Raw genomic sequence first — 16,853 nt, 5'->3', positions numbered from 1 at the left:
TGTTGCGCCCCTCAGGCGCTGAGCCGGAAGCGCTGCACCAGGGTCTCCTGCTGCTCGGCCAGGGAGTCGAGCTGCTGGCTGGTCTCGGCCACCCGCTCTATCCCCTGGTAGTTGAGATCCGAGATGTCGGAGATGCGGTTGAGGTTGGTGGCGATGTCCGCGCTGGTGGCCTGCTGCTGCTCGGCGGCGGAGGCGATCTGGCTCGACATGTCGCTGATGAGCACCACGATACCCTGCACCTCCTCCATGGCGTTGTTGGCCTGGGAGCTCTGATCCACGCAGCTGTCCATCTCGCGGGAGCACTCCTGCATCACGTTGACCGCCCGGGCGACCCCCTGCTGCAGGTTCTCGATCATGGTCTGGATCTCGCTGGTGGACTGGGCGGTGCGCCCGGCGAGGTTGCGCACCTCGTCCGCCACCACGGCGAAGCCGCGACCCTGCTCCCCGGCACGGGCCGCTTCTATGGCGGCGTTGAGGGCCAGCAGGTTGGTCTGCTCGGCGATGCCGCGGATGACGTCGAGGATGTTGCCGATCTGGCCGCTCATGGCGCTCACGTCGCCGATCACCTTGCCGGTCTGCTGCAGCTTGCCCGCGAGCTGATGGGTGGTGGTGATGTTGCCGGCCATCACCTTGCGACCCATCTCGGAGGCCTTCTCCACGTCCATCACCCGCTCCAGGGTCTGGTTGGCGGCCTGGGCCACCTCCCGCACCGAGGCCTCCATCTGGGTCATGGCGGCGGCGACCGAGGCGGTCTCCTGGCGCTGTTTCTCCAGATCCGCCCGCACCGATTCGGTGGTGTGGCGGTTGTCGTGGGCGGCGCTGTTGAGCTGGTTCGAGGCCTGGGAGAGCTGCCTGAGCACGTCACCCATCTGGTGGATCAGCAGGTTGATCTGGCTGGCGAGCTGGCCGAACTCGTTCTGGCTCTTGAAGCCGACGCGCTGGGTCATGTCCCCCTGGGTCACCTCGGTCAGCACCCGCAGCAGCTCCTTGAGGGGCTGGCGAATGGCCTTGCCCAGGGTGAAGGCCACCAGGATGGCGACGAAGATGGCGATGGCGATGCTGACCCCCTGGGTGAGGGTGCTCTGGGTCTGCACCCGATCGGAGGCCTTGATGCTGGCGTTCATCAGTTGCTGGCTCTGGGCCGTGATCCCCTCCAGCTTGTTCTGGATGCCAAGGATGAGCTGGCTCGCCTGCTTGCTCTGCTCGCGCATGGCCTGCTGCTGTTTCATCAGGGCCAGGTACTGGGCCAGCACCCCTTCGTTGCCCGTGGTGTCGCGCACGAACCCGTGGACGTAGTGGCCCATGTTGTTGTCGAAATCCTTGAGCTCCCCCTGGAGATCCTTGATGGTGCTGTTGAAGCTCTCGATCTGCATCTTGTTGCGCTTGAGCGCCGCCTCTATGGGGGCGGGGATGCTCTGGTTCAGGGCATCCATGGTGGAGAGCTCGATGGCGGAGAGCTTGGTGGTCAGGGTCTCGGAGAGCATCTTGATGAAGCTGTCGTCGACGGTGACCATCATGTCGCCGAGGTTCTTCTTGAACTGGGGCAGGCTGACCTGGAACTGGCCCTTGGCCAGATTGACCTTGTGCAGCCGGGTGAGCAGGGCCTCGTGTTCGCCGGGCAGGGTCTGGGTCAGCTGCAGGTAGTCGTCGACCAGCTTGCCGAGGGCCTGCATGTCACCCTGCAGCTGGGGGTGGGCCGCCACCTGCTGCTTGAGGCTGGAGAGCATCTTGTCTACCTGGCCCTTGGCCTGCTGGAGTTCGGCCACTTCCTCGGGCAGGCGCTTGAGATCCTGCTCGGTCAGCACGTCGGTGAGCCACTTGTTGGCGCTCAGCAGGCTGATCTGGGTCTGGCTGCTGGCGAGCACCAGCGGCATGGACTCCTGGGTCACCTGATCAAGGGCGCCGCTGAGTTCGCTCTGGCCGCGAAAGGTCAGTACCGCGCTGGCCACCATGACGGCGACCAGGATGGCAAAGCCCAGATAGACTCTCTGTAAGATCGAGAGGTCTGACATTGTTTGTTTCATTATTGTCCCGCTGTCTGTGCAAAAGTCCCTTGCCTGAGTACCCCGTCCCTTTGATACCCTGCATGCCCCGAAGGGTGCGCTGCCGTGGCAGTAGGGACGACATCCTCACTATCGGTATTCTTCACAATAACTGAAGGGATTGGGACAACGGCTGTGTCAAATGTCGGCTTGTGTCACACTTGGCGGGCCGTGGCGGCATTTTTGGGAGTCGCTTGAGTTTTGTGTTAAATTTTCTTTTTCATATAAAGGAGTTACCCATGGCGCAAGAAACCATTTTCAGCAAAATCATCCGCAAGGAGATCCCCGCCGACATCCTTTATCAAGACGAGCTGGTGACCGCCTTTCGCGACATCCAGCCCAAGGCCAAGACCCACATCCTGATCGTGCCGAACGTGCTGATCCCCACGGTCAACGACGTGGAGCCGGATCACGAGCTGGCGCTGGGGCGGATGTTCACCGTGGCACGCAAGCTGGCGGCCGAGGCCGGCATCGCCGAGAACGGCTACCGCCTCATCATGAACTGCAACCGCCACGGCGGGCAGGAGGTCTACCACATCCACCTGCATCTGGTCGGTGGCCAGCCCCTAGGACCCCTGCTCAGCCTGTGATGCGTCCCGCCTCGCTGACCGGCCTGCTGTTGGCCGGTTCCCTGCTGGGGGGCTGCGCCTCCCAGTGGAAAGACATCTTCGTCTCCTATTCGGATCAGATGGTGCCCCTGCGCAACGCGCTGCTGCTGGGTCAGGCCGCCGAGGCCCTGCCCGAGGTACGCGAGTCGACCCCGGGAGACGATACCTATGTGCTGGACCAGCTGGAGAAGGGGCGCATCGCCTGGCTGGCGGGCCAGGATGGAGTCAGCAAGCAGGCCTTCGCCGCCGCCGACGGTCGCCTCGCCTGGGAAGACAATCAAGCCCAGTACCGCCTGAGCCATGGGCTGGCCCAGGCGGGCAGCCTGCTGACCAACGATCAGACCATGGCCTACCGGGCCCCGGACTACGAGCGCACCATGCTGCACCACTACCTGGCCCTGGGGTACCTGCAGCGGGGGGACGCCGAAGGCGCTCTGGTGGAGGTGCGTCGCGCCAACCAGGTGCAGGAGCAGGCGCTCAAGCGCCGGGCCGACGAGGTGCAAAAGGCCGGAGAGGAGGACGAGGCCGGTGGGGAGATGCGCCAGCAGATGTCGCGCGCCGCCCCCGAGCTGGATCGCCTGATAGGCAAGGTCAAGAACGGCTTCCAGAACGCCTACACCTTCTATTTTTCCGGCGTGCTCTACGAGGCGGCCGGGGATCTCAATGACGCCTGGGTGGACTATCGGCGCGGCTACCAGATAGCGCCGGACAACCGGAGCCTGCAGGATGCCTTGCTGCGCCTGGCTGTGCTTAGGGGCTCGCCCGATGAACTCAAGGAAATCGAGCAGCAGGTGGGCCGCAAGGCGCCGCCCCTTGCCAAGGGCGAGGGGCAGGTGGTGGTGCTGTTTGAAGATGGCCTCATCCCGGCGCGGCGCGAATTCTTCCTGCCGCTGCCCCTCTCCACCTCGGGCGGCGATTTTCGTACCTTTACGGTGGCTGTGCCCTATTACGACAACAGGGCGAGCGACACCGGGCCCCTGACCGTCACCCTCGGCCAGCGGGTCGAGCAGACCAGCGAGCTGGTGCGGCTCGAAGCCCTGGCCGCCAAGGATCTGCAGGAGCGGCTGCCGGGCATGCTGATCCGCCAGGCCCTGCGGCTGGTGACCAAGGAGCAGCTGCGGCGCAGCGCCGCCAAGGAGGGGGGCGATGTGGGCAACATCCTGGTGGGCATCTTCAACACCCTCTCGGAGCGGGCCGATACCCGCAGCTGGCTGACCCTGCCCGCCGAGGCATCGAGCTGGCAGGGGATGTTGCCGGCCGGGGAGGTGCAGCTCCAGCTGGGGGCGGGCGGCGCCATGCGTACCCTGCCGCTCACCGTGCACGGCGGGCGCACCACACTCGTCTGGGTGCAGCGCCTCGGCGCTGGCCTGAGCACCCGGGTGATGCCTCTATGAGTGCCCATTCGGGCGAGATCACACACTGACCGGTTCGGCCCCTCGGCCACCGGCAAGGAGAACAAGATGAAAGCACATGGCTTGGCCCTCGGGCTGGTACTGCTGCTGGCGGGCTGCGCCACCAATACCTCCGGCGTGGCGCTCTATGGCGCGCCCGGGGCGGCGGCGGTGGCGGAGCAGCATCAGGACGTCAACGTCACCCTGACCGAGCTGAGCCGCCGCCAGCAAAACGGCCTGCTGCAGGTCAACGTGGCGGCCGCCAGCACCCAGCGCGGCGACAACAAGCTGCAATACCTGTTCTATTGGTATGATGACGCCGGGCAGGAGGTGGCCAGCGATGGCCGCGGCTGGACCCCCATCAAGCTGCACGGCTACCAGACCCGCACCCTGTCCGCCCTGGCGCCGAGTCCGGCCGCCCGGGGCTACCGGATTTACGTACGCGAAGTGATTGAGGAATCGAACTGATGAGAATGAACCATGCCCTGCTGATATTGACCGGCGCCCTGCTGCTGGGCGGCTGCTCCAGCACCACAGTCAGCTATGGCGATCCCACCGAGACCGAGACGGTCACCGTGGATTACGGCTCAAGCGACCTGCAGGCCATCGCCGACAAGATGGCGGACTCCATGCTGGCCTCACCGGCGACCAGCGAAATCACCGCAGGGGGCCGCCCGGTGATGTTCATGGACTCCATCCGCAACAAGACCTCGGAGCACATCGACACCGAGGCCATCACGGACACTATCCGCACCAAGCTGCTGCGCGCCGGCAAGTTCCGCTTCGTCGACATGAGCAAGGTGAGCGCGGTCAAGCAGCAGCTCGAGTACCAGCAGAGCAGCGGCATGGTGGATCCCGCCTCCATGGTGCGGCTCGGCAAGCAGACCGGCGCCCGCTACATGGTCTATGGCAACCTCGCCAGCATCGTCAAGGACAACGGCAAGGTGAAGGACGTCTACTACCAGATGACCATGAACCTGATGGATCTGGAGAACGGCGAACTGCTGTGGGCCGATCAGAAAGAGATCCGCAAGCAGGCGAAGACCTCCACCTTTGGCTGGTGAGGACCCGCGCGGGCAGGGGGACCTGGCGGAGCTGGCGCTGCTCGCCAGCCTGCCGGCCCCCTGGCACCAGGGGCGCCTTGAGCCGCTGGCGAGCGGCCTGACCAACGGCAACTACCGGCTCAGCCTCCCCTCGGGAGAGTGCGCCTTCCTGCGCCGCGGCCACCCGGATCCGGTGCGCCTCGGCATCGATCGCGCCACCGAGTGGCGGCTCTATCAGGGGGCCGTGGGGCAGGGGCTGGCACTGCCCTGCCATCACGGCGATCCCGCCAGCGGCCTGATGCTGCTGGCGTGGTGCGACGAGCCGAACTGGGCTGAGCAGCCGCCCGCGCCCGAGGCGCAGCCCGCCCTGCTGGCCGGGGTGCTGGGGCGCCTGCACCGCTTGCCGGTGCCCAAGGTGGTGATGGCGGTGCGGGCCCACAGCGCCGGCTATCGCGCCCGTCTGGCCCGGGTGCCGGCCTGGCTGCCGGCACTGGAGCGGGCCCTGCTCGCGAGCCGGGAGCCGGACGATTGCTGGCTCCCTTGCCATCACGATCTCAATCCGGCTAACTTGTTGGGATCTCGGCCCTGGGTCATCGACTGGGAGTACGGCGCCGCCGGTCATCCCGGCTTCGAGCTCGCCAGCATTCAGCGCACCCATGGCTGGAGCGAAGAGCAGCGGCGTCAGTTGGAGAGCTGCTATCTTGAAGGCATGGGAACGCATAAGCTGCTCAATGCCAAGGGATTTCAGGCCGATGCCTTCCTGCCATGGGTCGATTACATCGGCCTGCTGTGGGCGCTGCTGATGGCCGAGCGGCAACCCGGGCCCGAGTATCAGGCCCTCATCGACACGAACCGCCAGCGCCTGGAATGAATCCGGCAACGGCATGACTGACGCTTGTTTTCAATGAATGGGAGGCATGCATGGTGACCACATTCTCATGGCGTCAACCTCGTAGCTGGAGCCTGCTGCTGCTCTGCCTGCTGCTGACGGGTTGCGCCACCCGGGTGATCTACTACTGGCTCGACTCGGCCATCGTCTGGCAACTGGACGACTACTTCTCCCTGAACCGCAGCCAGAAGACCCTGCTGGATCAGGAGGTGAAGGGGCTGATGGCCTGGCACCGGCAGCATGAGCTGCCCCTCTACGCCCGGGATCTCGATGCCCTGGCCAGGGCGGTGGCCAGCCCCATGACCCCGGCCCAGGTCACCCTGCACCTGGACAGAACCCAGGCGAGCCTGACCCGCACCCTGGAGAACGCCATTCCCCGCACGGTGCGCCTCGCCAAGACCCTGACCGACGACCAGGTGGCGCATTTCATGGCCGATCGGGTTAAGCGCCAGCAGGAGCGCCAGCACGATTTTGCCACCGAGTCGAAGGCCGAGATGATCAAGGGCTTTCGGGAGAAGATGAACGAGCGCCTGGTGTTCTGGATTGGCAAGGTGAAACCGGCCCAGGCGCCCCTCGTCAACCAGTGGGCCGAGTGGCAATACGAGATGATGGCCCCCTGGCTCGATTTCCAGGAGGCCTGGACCAAGGAGCTGGACCGGCTGATGAAGCAGCGCCAGAGTCCGAATTTCGGCCAGGAGCTGACCCGGCTGCTGCAGCAGGGGGACGGCCTGATGGACGGTCGCTTCACCGGCTATACGGACCAGTCACGCCAGCGCACCATCCAGTGGCTGAGCGATCTCAGCCAGTCCATGGATCTCTCCCAGCGGGCCCATCTCTATACCCTGCTCAAGGACTATGCCGAGGACTTCGAGGGCATGACCCGCAGCCGCTGAGGGCGAGGGACCAGAGCGCAAGGGCGGCGGGCCTTCGGGCCTGCCGCCCTTGTTCTTGTGGGGCAGGCTGTGGTAGCTTGCCCTTTCTATTGTGTGGGAATTAACTTTTTGAGCCTGACCGACAACGTGAAACTGGCGGCGATGACCCTGCTCATCACCCTCGCTCTGTTGTTCTCTACCCTCTCGGTGGAGGGGCTCAGGGTTCCCGCGTCCCAGCCCTCGGCCCAGCAGGCCCACTCGCTGGCGGAGGGGGCGGCGCCTGCCGACGCAAGCCCGGCGGCCCACGGTGTCAGCGGCAGTGACGACGGCATCGTCAAGTTCGTCGGTTCCCACCAGAATCACCTGCTGCGCCTCGAGCACTCCCTGAGTCGCGATCATCAGCCTGGCAGCGTAGTCTACGAGCTGGTGACGAGCTGGTCCCAGCAGGCCATCCTGCTGTTGTTGTGCGGCCTGCTGCTCTATGCCGCCCTGTCGTATCCCCGCACCAGTTTCCGCGACAGGTTTGCCACCCTTCATCAGCGGCGCTTGCAGCGCCGACATCTGCAGTATCGCTTCGCCCAGAGCTTCCTCGCCTGATCCCGATGGGGTCAGCTTGCCACCTGTTGCCTCATCTTCTCTCTGTTGCTGTTCACCTTCAGTGAACGGCTAGGCTGTCTTGTTTCATTTTTTGCACGGTGCGACGTCGCGTCGCCCCCTGCCATCGCCTGACAGAGGCCGATTTCATGAGAAAAAAGAGTCATACCGTCCTGAACCGCATGAGCCTGTGGCAGTACGCCCTGCTGCTGCTGATGCTGGTCACCTTCGCGTTCTATTCCCTGCCCACCTTCTTCGGTGAGCAGCCCTCCCTCGGCCTGCACGGTCAGTCGCGCCTGAGCGACGCGCAGCGCACCCTGCTGGCCGACAACCGCATCGAGCCGCTCAAGCAGGTCGCCCAGGGCAATCGGATGGAGCTGGTGTTCGCCAGCCAGGGGGAGCAGCAACTGGCCAAGCAGTTGCTGGAGCAGCAGGGGCTGGACAGCGCCGCCCTCACCCTGGAGTTCTACTCCAACGCCCCGACCTGGATCAGTCGGCTCGGCGCCGACCCCATCAAGCTCGGGCTGGACCTGCGCGGCGGCTCCCAGCTGCTGATCGGGGTGGACGTGGATTTCGTCATCGACAACCAGACCAAGAACCTGGTGGATACCCTGCGCACCCGCTTTCGCGAGGCAAACCTGCGCGGTGCCAGCGTGATGCGCACCGCCCAGGGGAGCGTGGCCGTCACCCTGCCCGACGTGGCGGGGCAGGAGGCCTGGCTCGCCATCATCAAGGAGAGCGCCGGTACCCGCCAGGATCAGTGGACCCTGACCCGCTCCGGCAACGCGCTGACCCTGGTGCTGAGCGAATCTGAACGCACCCTGCTGGTGAACAACGCCGTGACCCAGAACCTGTCGATCCTGAAAAAACGGATCAACGAGCTCGGCATCGTCGAGGCCTCGGTGGTGCGCCAGGGGCAGGACGGCATCCGCATCGAGCTGCCGGGGGTGCACAACCCCAGGCAGGCGAAAGAGGTGATCGGCGCCACCGCGTCCCTGGCCTTCTATGAAGCCAAGGCCGACAGCCGCTTCGTGATGGCGGATCGCAACGGCCAGTCGGTGGGACTGGCCCGCCAGCCGGTGCTGAGCGGCGAGCACATCGTCGATGCCCGCGCCAACATGGGGGAGATGGGGCAGCCCCAGGTCAACATAGTGCTCGACACCCTGGGGGGGAGCAAGATGAACCAGTTCAGCCGCCAGCACGTGGGCAAGCCCATGGCCACCGTCTTCACCGAGTACAAGACCAACGCCGAGGGCAAGCTGCGCGCCCGCAGCGAGGTGATCAACGTCGCCACCATCCAGACCGCCCTTGGCAACCAGTTCCGCATCACCGGGATTGGCAGCCTGCCAGAGGCCCAGGAACTCGCCATGCTGCTGCGGGCCGGCGCCCTCACCGCGCCACTGAAGATCCTGGAGGAGCGCAGCATTGGCCCGACTCTGGGTCTGCAGAACATCGAGGCGGGTTTCACCGCTCTGGCGTTCGGCATGGCGGGCATGATGCTGTTCATGATGGCCTGGTATCGCAAGTTCGGCTGGGTCGCCATCACGGCGCTGGTCGCCAACCTCCTGATGCAGGTGGGGATGCTGGCGGTGCTGCCGGGGGCCGTGCTGACCCTGCCGGGGATCGCCGGTCTGGTGCTCACCGTGGGCATGGCGGTGGATACCCATGTGCTCATCTTCGAGCGGATCAAGGACCGGCTGCGGGAGGGGGGAAGCCTTGCCAACGCCATCGACTTTGGCTACCGCTCGGCGTTTCGCACCATCTTCGATGCCAACATCACCACCCTGATCTGCGCCGTGGTGCTCTATGCCATCGGCTCCGGGCCGCTGCAGGGCTTCTCCATCACCCTGATCCTGGGGCTCATCTCCAGCATGGTGACCGGCATCTGGGGCACCCGCGCCATCATCAACCCCCTGTGGGGCAACAGCCGCGCCAAGCTGCTGAGGGTATGACCATGAACCGACTTCATCACCATGATGCCGCGCCCGTGAGTCTGCATGACCTGCGCACCGACCGCTTCCTGCCGGGAAGCCTGAACCACCTGACGTCGAGGGAAGAACAATGCTGAGAATGATCCTGGCCATGGGGCTGACCCGCTGGCGCTATATCGGGCTGTGGGCCTCCGTGCTGCTGACCCTGGCCTGCGTGGCCGTCCTTGCGACAAAAGGGCTCGCCCTCGGGCTCGATTTCACCGGCGGGATCCTGCTGGAGTTTCGCATCCAGACCCTGAAGGAGGCCCATGAGCTCAACGCCCTGATGACGGCGCCCCTAGCGGGGGTGGTGGAGCTGCACGGCGCCGGTGTGCCCGGCGAGTGGCTCATCAAGCTGCCCCCCCACGAGCTGCCCTGGGCGGCGGAGGATCTGGCGACCATGCTGGGGCAGCAACTCGCCCTGCCGGTGGAGCTCTTGCGCACCACCATCGTCGGGCCCCAGGTGGGCGCGGAGCTGTTCCAGCAGGGGATGCTGGCGGTGCTGGTGGCCTCGCTCGCCATCTCCGCCTACCTGGCGGTGCGCTTCGAGTGGCGCCAGGCCATCGGCATCCTGGTGTCGGTGCTGCACGACGGTCTGGTGGCCATCGGGCTGCTCGCGCTCTTTGACATCGAGTTCGACCTCAACGTCATCGCGGGCCTGATGGCGGTGATAGGCTACTCCCTCAACGACAGCATCGTCATTTCGGACCGGTTGCGGGACTTGCTGGGGTCGCGTACCCCCATGGGGATCCACGAGTGCTCGGACGTGGCCATCAAGGCCACTTTCAGCCGCACCATGATCACCTCGGGCACCACCCTCTTCACCGTGGGGGCCCTGCTCCTGTTCGGCGGCGACGCACTCTACGGCTTCTCCTTCACCCTGTTCGCCGGCATCCTGGTGGGGACACTCTCCTCCATCACGGTGGCCTCCACCGTGCAGGAGCTGCTGGGACTCTCCCCCCAGGCCTACCAGAAACAGGAAGAGGAGCTGGCAGAGGCGGCATGACCGCAGGCCAAGCCATGAGAAACGGGCCCTAAGGCCCGTTTTTTTATGCACGTCTGGCCGCGCGGCTCAGAAGCCGGAGCCCGGCTGGCGCAGAAATGCCACCTCCTCCGGGGTGCTCTCGCGCCCCAGGATGGCGTTGCGGTGGGGGAAGCGGCCAAAGTGCTGGATGATGACCTGATGGCGGCGGGCGAAGTCGGCGAACCCCTCGAAGGTCTCCCGGGCCGGGCCCTGTGCCTGCTCGGCGGCCAGCGCCTCGAACAGGGCCACGCTTCTGGCCTGCTGTTCCCGGGACTCCGCATGCTCGAGGGGCAGATAGAAGAAGACCCGGGCCAGCGGCGAGAGCCCCCTGTCCGCCCCGAACGACAGCCCCTTGAGGCACAGAGCCCGCGCCTTGTCGTCCTGGGCGAAGGCGGCGGGGGTGCCGCGATGGAGGTTTCGCGGCAACTGGTCGAGCAGCAGGATGAGCCCCAGGCGGCCCGCGGGGTGATCCGCCCAGTGGGCGAGCTCGCCCGCCGCGGCACTGGCCGCCAGCTCGCCGAAGCGTCGGGCCAGCAGGGCGTCGGTCTCGCTGCTCTTGCCCCACCAGAGGGGGGCCTGGCGCGCCGCACGGCGGGCGTCATCGGCATCGTCACCAAACCAGAAATCGATCAGAGGTTGCCAGGGTTGCATGGAAAACTCCTCGGGCCCGGGGCCTTGAAGTGAACATGGGGCAGGGGAACCCTGCCATGGGGGGCTGCCGACATGGTGGCTTCCCGTTACACTGTGCCATCTTTTCCCGAAATAGGGATCCCCCTTCGGCCGGAACCCTTGCCGGTCCTGCCGGGTGATATTGCCAGCGTGCCGGGCGACGTGGTGCTGATGACCAAGGTCGTGGCCAACAAGGGCGCGGTGTGCTTCGGGAAGCTCTCTTCCACTGACTTAAGGATTCTCTGATATGGCCGGAACCAGTTTGTTGGCCCTGCTCGACGATATTGCCAGCGTGCTCGATGACGTGGCGCTGATGACCAAGATGGCAGCGAAGAAGACCGCCGGGGTGCTGGGGGACGATCTCGCCCTCAACGCGGAGCAGGTCTCCGGGGTGCGGGCCGAGCGGGAGCTGCCCGTGGTGTGGGCGGTGGCCAAGGGATCGTTTCGCAACAAGCTCATCCTGGTGCCTGCCGCCATCGCCATCAGCGCCCTGGTGCCCTGGCTCATCACTCCGCTGCTGATGCTGGGGGGCGCTTACCTCTGTTTCGAGGGGGCCGAGAAGCTGGCGCACAAGTTCCTGCCCCATGAGGCCGGAGAGGAGTCCCAGGCCGTCCCCATCCCCGACGATCTGGCGGCCTTCGAGCAGCAGAAGATCAAGGGGGCCATCCGCACCGACTTCATCCTCTCCGCCGAGATCATCGTCATCGCCCTCGGCACCGTACAGGGGTCGAGCCTGGGGCTGCAGATCGCCGTGGTGGCGGGCATCGCCCTGCTGATGACCATAGGCGTCTACGGCCTGGTGGGGCTCATCGTCAAGCTGGACGACATCGGCCTGCACCTGCTGCAGGCCCCCGATGCCAGTGCCCTGCGCCGCGCCCTGGGGCGAGGTCTGCTGGTCACGGCGCCGCGCCTGATGCACCTGCTGGCCCTGGTCGGCACCATCGCCATGTTCATGGTCGGCGGCGGCATCCTGGTCCACGGCTGGCCCTTCGTCCACCACCTGATCGAGGGGGCCGCGGCGGCTGTCGCCTCCCTGCCCGGCATGGGGGCGGCCCTCGCCCTGGTGACGCCGACCCTGCTGAACGCCCTGGTGGGGGTGCTGGCTGGCCTGCTGCTGGTGCTGGCCATGACCCTGGTGAGCAAGCTCAAACCCGCCAAGTAAGGCGTTGTTGTGCGGGGCAGCCGACAGGGGCCGTCGCACCGCGCCTTCCTCGTGATTCCGGTTGCCTCGAATGGGGGCTAGGCAAGTGCCTGGCCCCCTTCGTACTATCCGGGCTGTCACCCGCCCGCAGAGGCGGGGCCCCGATATGGACGCAAACAGACAAGGACAACCATGAAACCACCCGTTTGGCAGGATGATCACATCTATGCCGCCCCCGACGATACGGCCATCGACGCCGCTTTCTCGCAGGCCGCCCGCGCCCTCACCGGGCTCGACGCCCTGCTGGCTGACCTGCCGGATCCCGCTCACCCCATCCCTGACCCCAACGCCCTGCGCCACCTGCTGCGGGCCATCCGACGCCAGGCCAATGGGGTGAAGACCCTGGCCTGGAACAGCCAGACCTATGGCTACAACCGCCTCAGCCGGGACGGTCGCGACGAGGCCGCCAGGGTGCTGCTTTCCCGGGGCCAGCAACTGCAGGCGACCCTGGCCCAGCGCTGCAAGCCGGTGGCCCTGTTCTGGGTGCGTGCCCCCGAGGCGCTGGTGCGCACCCTGCTGCAGGATCCCGAGCTGTTCGAGCTGGCCTACCACATCCATCACGACAGGGCGCAGCAGGATCAGTGGCTGTCGCTCGAGAGCGAGCAGCTCATCGAGGGGCTGGCGGTGGACGGCCTGCAGGGGTGGGGGGATCTCTACGACAACCTGGTGGGCCGGCTGATGCCGGTGGTGGAGGGGGTTCCCATGGGGCTGGCCCAGGCGGACAACCTGCTCGCCCACCCGGACAGGGCACGCCGCGCCGCCGCCTGGCACGCCATCCAGACCGCCTGGGCCGCGGAGCAGGAGACGGTGGCCGCCATCCTCAACGCCATCAACGGCTGGCGCAACGAGATCGTCCGTCAGCGCGGCAGGGGAGGCAGGCTGGATGCCCTGGCGGTCTCCTGCCATCAGGAGCACCTCACGGGCGCCACCCTGGAGACCCTGATGGCGGCGGCCGACGAGCACAAGGCGCTGGGGCGCCGCGCCCTGCGGGCCATGGCCTGTGCCCGGCAGATCACCGATTTTGCCCCCTGGGATCTCTATGCCCCGGCCCCGCTCGCCGTGCAAGGCAGGATGAGCTTCGAGCAGGCGCTGAATCTGGTGGTGGAGGCCTTTGCGGCCTTCGATCCCGAGATGGGGGCCTTCGCCCGCATGATGGCGGATCGGGGCTGGATAGATGCCGCCCCGAGCGACCACAGACGCAGTGGCGCCTACAGCACCGAGTATGCCGACCCGCCGGAGCCGCGTGTCTTCCTCACCTTCGAGGGGACCATGGACAACGTCATCACCCTGGCCCACGAGCTGGGCCACGCCTGGCACAGCTGGCTCTTGCGAGACCTGCCCCTGGAGCAGCGCGACTACCCCAGGACGCTGGCGGAGACCGCCTCCCTCTTTGCCGAGACCCTGGTGCGCGACGCCCTGCTGGCCGCCACCGACAAGGTGGAGCAGCGCCGGGCCATCGCCTGGCTGGACGGGGAGCGGGCTGCGAGCCTGCTGCTCGACATCCCCGCCCGGTTCACCTTCGAGCGGGTCCTGGTGGCGGCGCGGGAGCAGGGGTATGTGGGTGCGGGCCAGCTGCGGGAGATGATGAAATCGGCGCAGCAGCAGTGGTATGGTGACGCCCTCAGCCAGTATGACGAGCTGTTCTGGGCCAGCAAGGGCCATTTCTCCATCGCCGAGTCCGGGTTCTACAACTACCCCTATCTGTTTGGCTATCTCTTCAGCCTGGGGCTCTATGCCCAGCAGGCGCGGGCCGGGCGGGCGTTTGTCCCCGCCTATCGCGCCCTGCTGCAAGATACCGGCCGCATGAGCGCCGAGGCGCTGGTGGAGAAGCACCTGGGGGTCGACATCCGTGCGCCCGGGTTCTGGCAGGAGAGCCTGCGTTATGTGGAAGAGGCGGTGGAGCGCCTCGAGCGGCTGGTGTGAGGCCAGCCCGCGAAGTTCGTGGCCCTCGGGTCACCCCGGTTTCACGACGGGCCTGGCCCGTCCCTGACGATGAGCGTTCGATGCAACAACGAGTCTACCCACAGCAGTGGCAAAATGAGCATATCTACCCCTCCCTCGACAGCAGCGTGCTGGAGGCGGACATGAGCCTGGCCCGCGCCAGCCTGGCGGAGCTTGGCGGCTTTATCGAGGGGCTGGCGCAGGCGCAAACCAGCCTGCCGGCCCTGCAGGACTTCCTGCGGGAAGTGCGCCTGCGGGCCCGGCGCATTCGCGACATCGGCTGGAACATCGCCGTGCTGGCGGCCTGCAAGGGGAGCCAGGATGCCCGGGACGGGCTGGCCAAGCAGCAGGCCTCCCGCGCCCGCGCCCTCAACGCCGATCTGTTCAAGACGCTTGCCCCCATCGACGATCTGATGCTGGCGCTACCTGCGCCCGAGTTTGAGCAGCTGATGGCCGATCCCCTGCTGGGGGAGGAGGCGTACCGGCTGCGCCATGAGCGCCGATTGCAGGATCAGCGCCTGCCGGTGGAGGCGGAGCAACTGGTCATCGGCCTGGGCACCGACGGCCTGCACGCCTGGGGCAACCTCTACAACGATCTGGTGGGCAAGATCCGGTTGGTGATCGACGGCCGCGAGATGGGGCTGGCAGAGGCGAGCAACCTGCTCTCCAGCCCGGATCGGGCCCTGCGCAAAGAGGCCTTCGATGCCATCAGCGCCGGTTGGGAGGGGGAGCAGGAGACGGTGGCCGCCATCCTCAACGCCCTCAACGGCTGGCGCCTGGAGCTCTCGCGCCAGCGCGGCAAGGTTCGGACCCTCGATGCCCTGGATCTCTCCTGCCACCAGAGCCATATCGAGCGGGCGACCCTGGATACCCTGATGGAGGAGACCTGGCAGGCCCGCCACCTGGGCCAGCGGGCCCTGGGGTTGATGGCCGGGCGCCTCGGCCTCGAGGTGCTGGGGCCCGAGGATCTGTTTGCGCCGCCCCCCGCCGCCAGCCGCCGGGAGATCCCCTTCGAGGAGGCGATCGGGATCATCGCCGAGGCCTTCGCCCGCTTCGACCCCGAGATGGGTGACTTTGCCCGCATGATGGCCGAGCGCGGCTGGATCGATGCCGCCCCCACCCCGAACCGGCGCACCGGTGCCTATTGCACCAAGTTTGCCGAGCCGGTGGAGCCGCGGGTCTTCATCACCTATGCGGGCACCATGGACAACGTCATCACGCTGGCCCACGAGCTGGGGCACGCCTGGCACAACTGGCTCATCCGAGACTTGCCCATGAGCCAGCGCAGCTACCCCATGACGCTCGCCGAGACCGCCTCCATCTTCGCCGAGACCCTGGTGCGCAGCGCCCTGTTCGAGCAGGCGCAGAGCCCCGAGGAGCGCCTTGCCATCGCCTGGGCGGAGGCCGACGGCGCCGCCACCTTCCTGGTCAACATCCCGGCCCGCTTCGACTTCGAGCGCGCCCTGGTGGCCGAGCGCGAGTCGGGCTATGTCTCGCCGGCGCGGCTCAAGGCGCTGACCGACGAGGCCTGGGGACGCTGGTATGAAAAGAGCCTCAGCCGCTATCACCCTATGTTCTGGGCCGCCAAGGCGCACTTCTCCATCGCGGGCTTCGGCTTTTACAACTACCCCTATCTCTTTGGCTATCTGTTCAGCCTCGGGGTCTATCAGCAGTTGATGGGCCGCCAGGCGGCGGGGGAGGAGAACGTAGCCGGGGCCTATCGCGCCCTGCTGCGGGACACCGGCCGCATGAGCGCCGAGGCGCTGGTGGAGAAACACCTGGGGCAGGACATTCGCCAGAGCGCCTTCTGGCAGGGGAGCCTGGCCCTGGTGGCCGGCGCGGTGGAGCGCTTCGCCCAAAGCGGCGGCTGAGTCACGACAGACCCGGTTCCCGCCATGTTCCTTGCAGGGGCATGGCGGGGCAAAGGGTTCTGTCCCGCGGTTTTCCGGCCCGGGCGGGCGTGATCCAAAGCAAGAAAGTCAGATGTTTTGGTGGCGCAAGGCCCCGCCGCTGGGGTAGTTTCGATAGAACCGACACAGTTTTTGAGGTCTTGTCCATGATCATCTATCTGCATGGCTTCGATGCCACCAGCCCCGGCAATCATGAAAAAGTGCTGCAGTTGCAGTTTATCGATGATGATGTGCGCTTCGTGCACTACAGCACGGTTCACCCCCGCCACGACATGAGCCACCTGCTCAAGGAAGTGAAGAAACAGCTCGACATGAGCACGGACCCCAAGCCCCTCATCTGCGGCGTGGGGCTCGGCGGCTACTGGAGCGAGCGGATCGGGTTTCTGTGCGGCATCAAGCAGGTGATCTTCAACCCCAATCTGCACCCGGAAGAGAACATGCAGGGCAAGATCGACAGGCCGGAGGAGTACGAGGACATCGGCACCAAGTGTGTAACCGAATTTCGTAATAAAAATTCAGGAAACTGCCTGTGCATCCTTTCCGTTCAGGATGAAATCCGCGATAATCGGGACACTGAACGTGAATTGAAGAACTATTACGACATCGTATGGGATGAGCGCGAGACCCATAAGTTCAAGAACATCTCGCACCATCTGCAACGGATGAAGGCCTTCAAAGAAGCCTGAGCCATCACGTCAA

Annotated in this window: 15 protein-coding genes; 13 read left to right on the top strand and 2 right to left on the bottom strand. The window is 66.0% G+C overall.

The window, feature by feature from the left end; genetic code table 11:
- Positions 1–11 precede the first annotated feature (11 nt).
- Positions 12–2,024, bottom strand: a complete 2,013-nt coding sequence (locus tag AB5Y72_RS13655; protein WP_325783156.1) for a methyl-accepting chemotaxis protein — start codon at positions 2,022–2,024, stop codon at positions 12–14.
- Between the two features lie 257 nt (positions 2,025–2,281).
- Between AB5Y72_RS13655 and hinT the strand changes: the two genes are divergently transcribed.
- From hinT to secF, 9 genes are all read left to right on the top strand, one after another.
- Entirely contained in the window at positions 2,282–2,632 is a 351-nt protein-coding gene (gene hinT, locus AB5Y72_RS13650) for a purine nucleoside phosphoramidase (RefSeq protein ID WP_209791711.1), read from the top strand.
- On the top strand, positions 2,632–4,044 hold the full coding sequence (locus AB5Y72_RS13645; protein WP_325783155.1) for a hypothetical protein: 1,413 nt from the start codon (positions 2,632–2,634) through the stop codon (positions 4,042–4,044). Before hinT ends, AB5Y72_RS13645 begins: the two co-directional genes overlap by 1 nt.
- Positions 4,045–4,110: 66 nt before the next feature.
- A complete protein-coding gene (locus AB5Y72_RS13640) occupies positions 4,111–4,509 on the top strand; it encodes a YcfL family protein (RefSeq protein ID WP_325783154.1) in 399 nt (132 codons plus the stop codon).
- The gene (gene lpoB, locus AB5Y72_RS13635; protein WP_325783153.1) at positions 4,509–5,105 is read left to right on the top strand and encodes a penicillin-binding protein activator LpoB; all 597 of its coding nucleotides are present in this window, start codon (positions 4,509–4,511) and stop codon (positions 5,103–5,105) included. Before AB5Y72_RS13640 ends, lpoB begins: the two co-directional genes overlap by 1 nt.
- Positions 5,095–5,955: a phosphotransferase gene (locus tag AB5Y72_RS13630; RefSeq protein ID WP_325783152.1), complete on the top strand. Its 861-nt coding sequence runs from the start codon at positions 5,095–5,097 to the stop codon at positions 5,953–5,955. Before lpoB ends, AB5Y72_RS13630 begins: the two co-directional genes overlap by 11 nt.
- A 50-nt stretch (positions 5,956–6,005) precedes the next feature.
- Entirely contained in the window at positions 6,006–6,866 is an 861-nt protein-coding gene (locus AB5Y72_RS13625) for a DUF6279 family lipoprotein (protein ID WP_042075201.1), read from the top strand.
- Positions 6,867–6,974: 108 nt separating this feature from the next.
- Positions 6,975–7,442, top strand: a complete 468-nt coding sequence (locus AB5Y72_RS13620; protein ID WP_042075203.1) for a hypothetical protein — start codon at positions 6,975–6,977, stop codon at positions 7,440–7,442.
- Positions 7,443–7,588: 146 nt separating this feature from the next.
- The gene (gene secD / locus AB5Y72_RS13615; RefSeq protein WP_325783150.1) at positions 7,589–9,391 is read left to right on the top strand and encodes a protein translocase subunit SecD; all 1,803 of its coding nucleotides are present in this window, start codon (positions 7,589–7,591) and stop codon (positions 9,389–9,391) included.
- A gap of 109 nt (positions 9,392–9,500) precedes the next feature.
- Positions 9,501–10,415, top strand: coding sequence for a protein translocase subunit SecF (gene secF, locus AB5Y72_RS13610; RefSeq protein WP_325783149.1), 915 nt, complete (start codon positions 9,501–9,503; stop codon positions 10,413–10,415).
- Positions 10,416–10,481: 66 nt separating this feature from the next.
- On the opposite strand, the gene AB5Y72_RS13605 is transcribed toward secF, so the two are convergent.
- Positions 10,482–11,084 (bottom strand): DUF924 family protein, encoded by a 603-nt coding sequence (locus tag AB5Y72_RS13605; protein ID WP_325783148.1) that lies wholly within the window; start codon positions 11,082–11,084, stop codon positions 10,482–10,484.
- 265 nt (positions 11,085–11,349) lie between these two features.
- On the opposite strand from AB5Y72_RS13605, the gene AB5Y72_RS13600 reads away from it, so the two are divergent.
- The 4 genes from AB5Y72_RS13600 to ycfP all read left to right on the top strand — a co-directional run bounded on the left by AB5Y72_RS13600 (position 11,350) and on the right by ycfP (position 16,840).
- Positions 11,350–12,264 (top strand): DUF808 domain-containing protein, encoded by a 915-nt coding sequence (locus tag AB5Y72_RS13600; protein ID WP_325783147.1) that lies wholly within the window; start codon positions 11,350–11,352, stop codon positions 12,262–12,264.
- Positions 12,265–12,435: 171 nt separating this feature from the next.
- The gene (locus AB5Y72_RS13595; RefSeq protein WP_325783146.1) at positions 12,436–14,226 is read left to right on the top strand and encodes a M3 family oligoendopeptidase; all 1,791 of its coding nucleotides are present in this window, start codon (positions 12,436–12,438) and stop codon (positions 14,224–14,226) included.
- Between the two features lie 80 nt (positions 14,227–14,306).
- Positions 14,307–16,115, top strand: a complete 1,809-nt coding sequence (locus tag AB5Y72_RS13590) for a M3 family oligoendopeptidase (protein ID WP_325783145.1) — start codon at positions 14,307–14,309, stop codon at positions 16,113–16,115.
- A 185-nt stretch (positions 16,116–16,300) separates the two neighbouring features.
- Positions 16,301–16,840, top strand: a complete 540-nt coding sequence (ycfP, locus tag AB5Y72_RS13585) for an alpha/beta hydrolase YcfP (RefSeq protein ID WP_010674358.1) — start codon at positions 16,301–16,303, stop codon at positions 16,838–16,840.
- Positions 16,841–16,853 lie beyond the last annotated feature (13 nt).

Origin of the sequence: Aeromonas sp. R7-4 (assembly GCF_040908055.1) — a bacterium.
Classification (GTDB): domain Bacteria; phylum Pseudomonadota; class Gammaproteobacteria; order Enterobacterales; family Aeromonadaceae; genus Aeromonas; species Aeromonas sanarellii.
This window is presented reverse-complemented; position numbering and strand designations above follow the sequence as displayed.

What these genes read in the sequence shown, in the direction of transcription:
- AB5Y72_RS13655 (WP_325783156.1), bottom strand. Translation starts at nt 2,024, where the DNA reads ATGAAACAAACAATGTCAGACCTCTCGATCTTACAGAGAGTCTATCTG.
- hinT (WP_209791711.1), top strand. Translation starts at nt 2,282, where the DNA reads ATGGCGCAAGAAACCATTTTCAGCAAAATCATCCGCAAGGAGATCCCC.
- AB5Y72_RS13645 (WP_325783155.1), top strand. Translation starts at nt 2,632, where the DNA reads ATGCGTCCCGCCTCGCTGACCGGCCTGCTGTTGGCCGGTTCCCTGCTG.
- AB5Y72_RS13640 (WP_325783154.1), top strand. Translation starts at nt 4,111, where the DNA reads ATGAAAGCACATGGCTTGGCCCTCGGGCTGGTACTGCTGCTGGCGGGC.
- lpoB (WP_325783153.1), top strand. Translation starts at nt 4,509, where the DNA reads ATGAGAATGAACCATGCCCTGCTGATATTGACCGGCGCCCTGCTGCTG.
- AB5Y72_RS13625 (WP_042075201.1), top strand. Translation starts at nt 6,006, where the DNA reads ATGGTGACCACATTCTCATGGCGTCAACCTCGTAGCTGGAGCCTGCTG.
- secD (WP_325783150.1), top strand. Translation starts at nt 7,589, where the DNA reads ATGAGAAAAAAGAGTCATACCGTCCTGAACCGCATGAGCCTGTGGCAG.
- secF (WP_325783149.1), top strand. Translation starts at nt 9,501, where the DNA reads ATGCTGAGAATGATCCTGGCCATGGGGCTGACCCGCTGGCGCTATATC.
- AB5Y72_RS13605 (WP_325783148.1), bottom strand. Translation starts at nt 11,084, where the DNA reads ATGCAACCCTGGCAACCTCTGATCGATTTCTGGTTTGGTGACGATGCC.
- AB5Y72_RS13600 (WP_325783147.1), top strand. Translation starts at nt 11,350, where the DNA reads ATGGCCGGAACCAGTTTGTTGGCCCTGCTCGACGATATTGCCAGCGTG.
- AB5Y72_RS13595 (WP_325783146.1), top strand. Translation starts at nt 12,436, where the DNA reads ATGAAACCACCCGTTTGGCAGGATGATCACATCTATGCCGCCCCCGAC.
- AB5Y72_RS13590 (WP_325783145.1), top strand. Translation starts at nt 14,307, where the DNA reads ATGCAACAACGAGTCTACCCACAGCAGTGGCAAAATGAGCATATCTAC.
- ycfP (WP_010674358.1), top strand. Translation starts at nt 16,301, where the DNA reads ATGATCATCTATCTGCATGGCTTCGATGCCACCAGCCCCGGCAATCAT.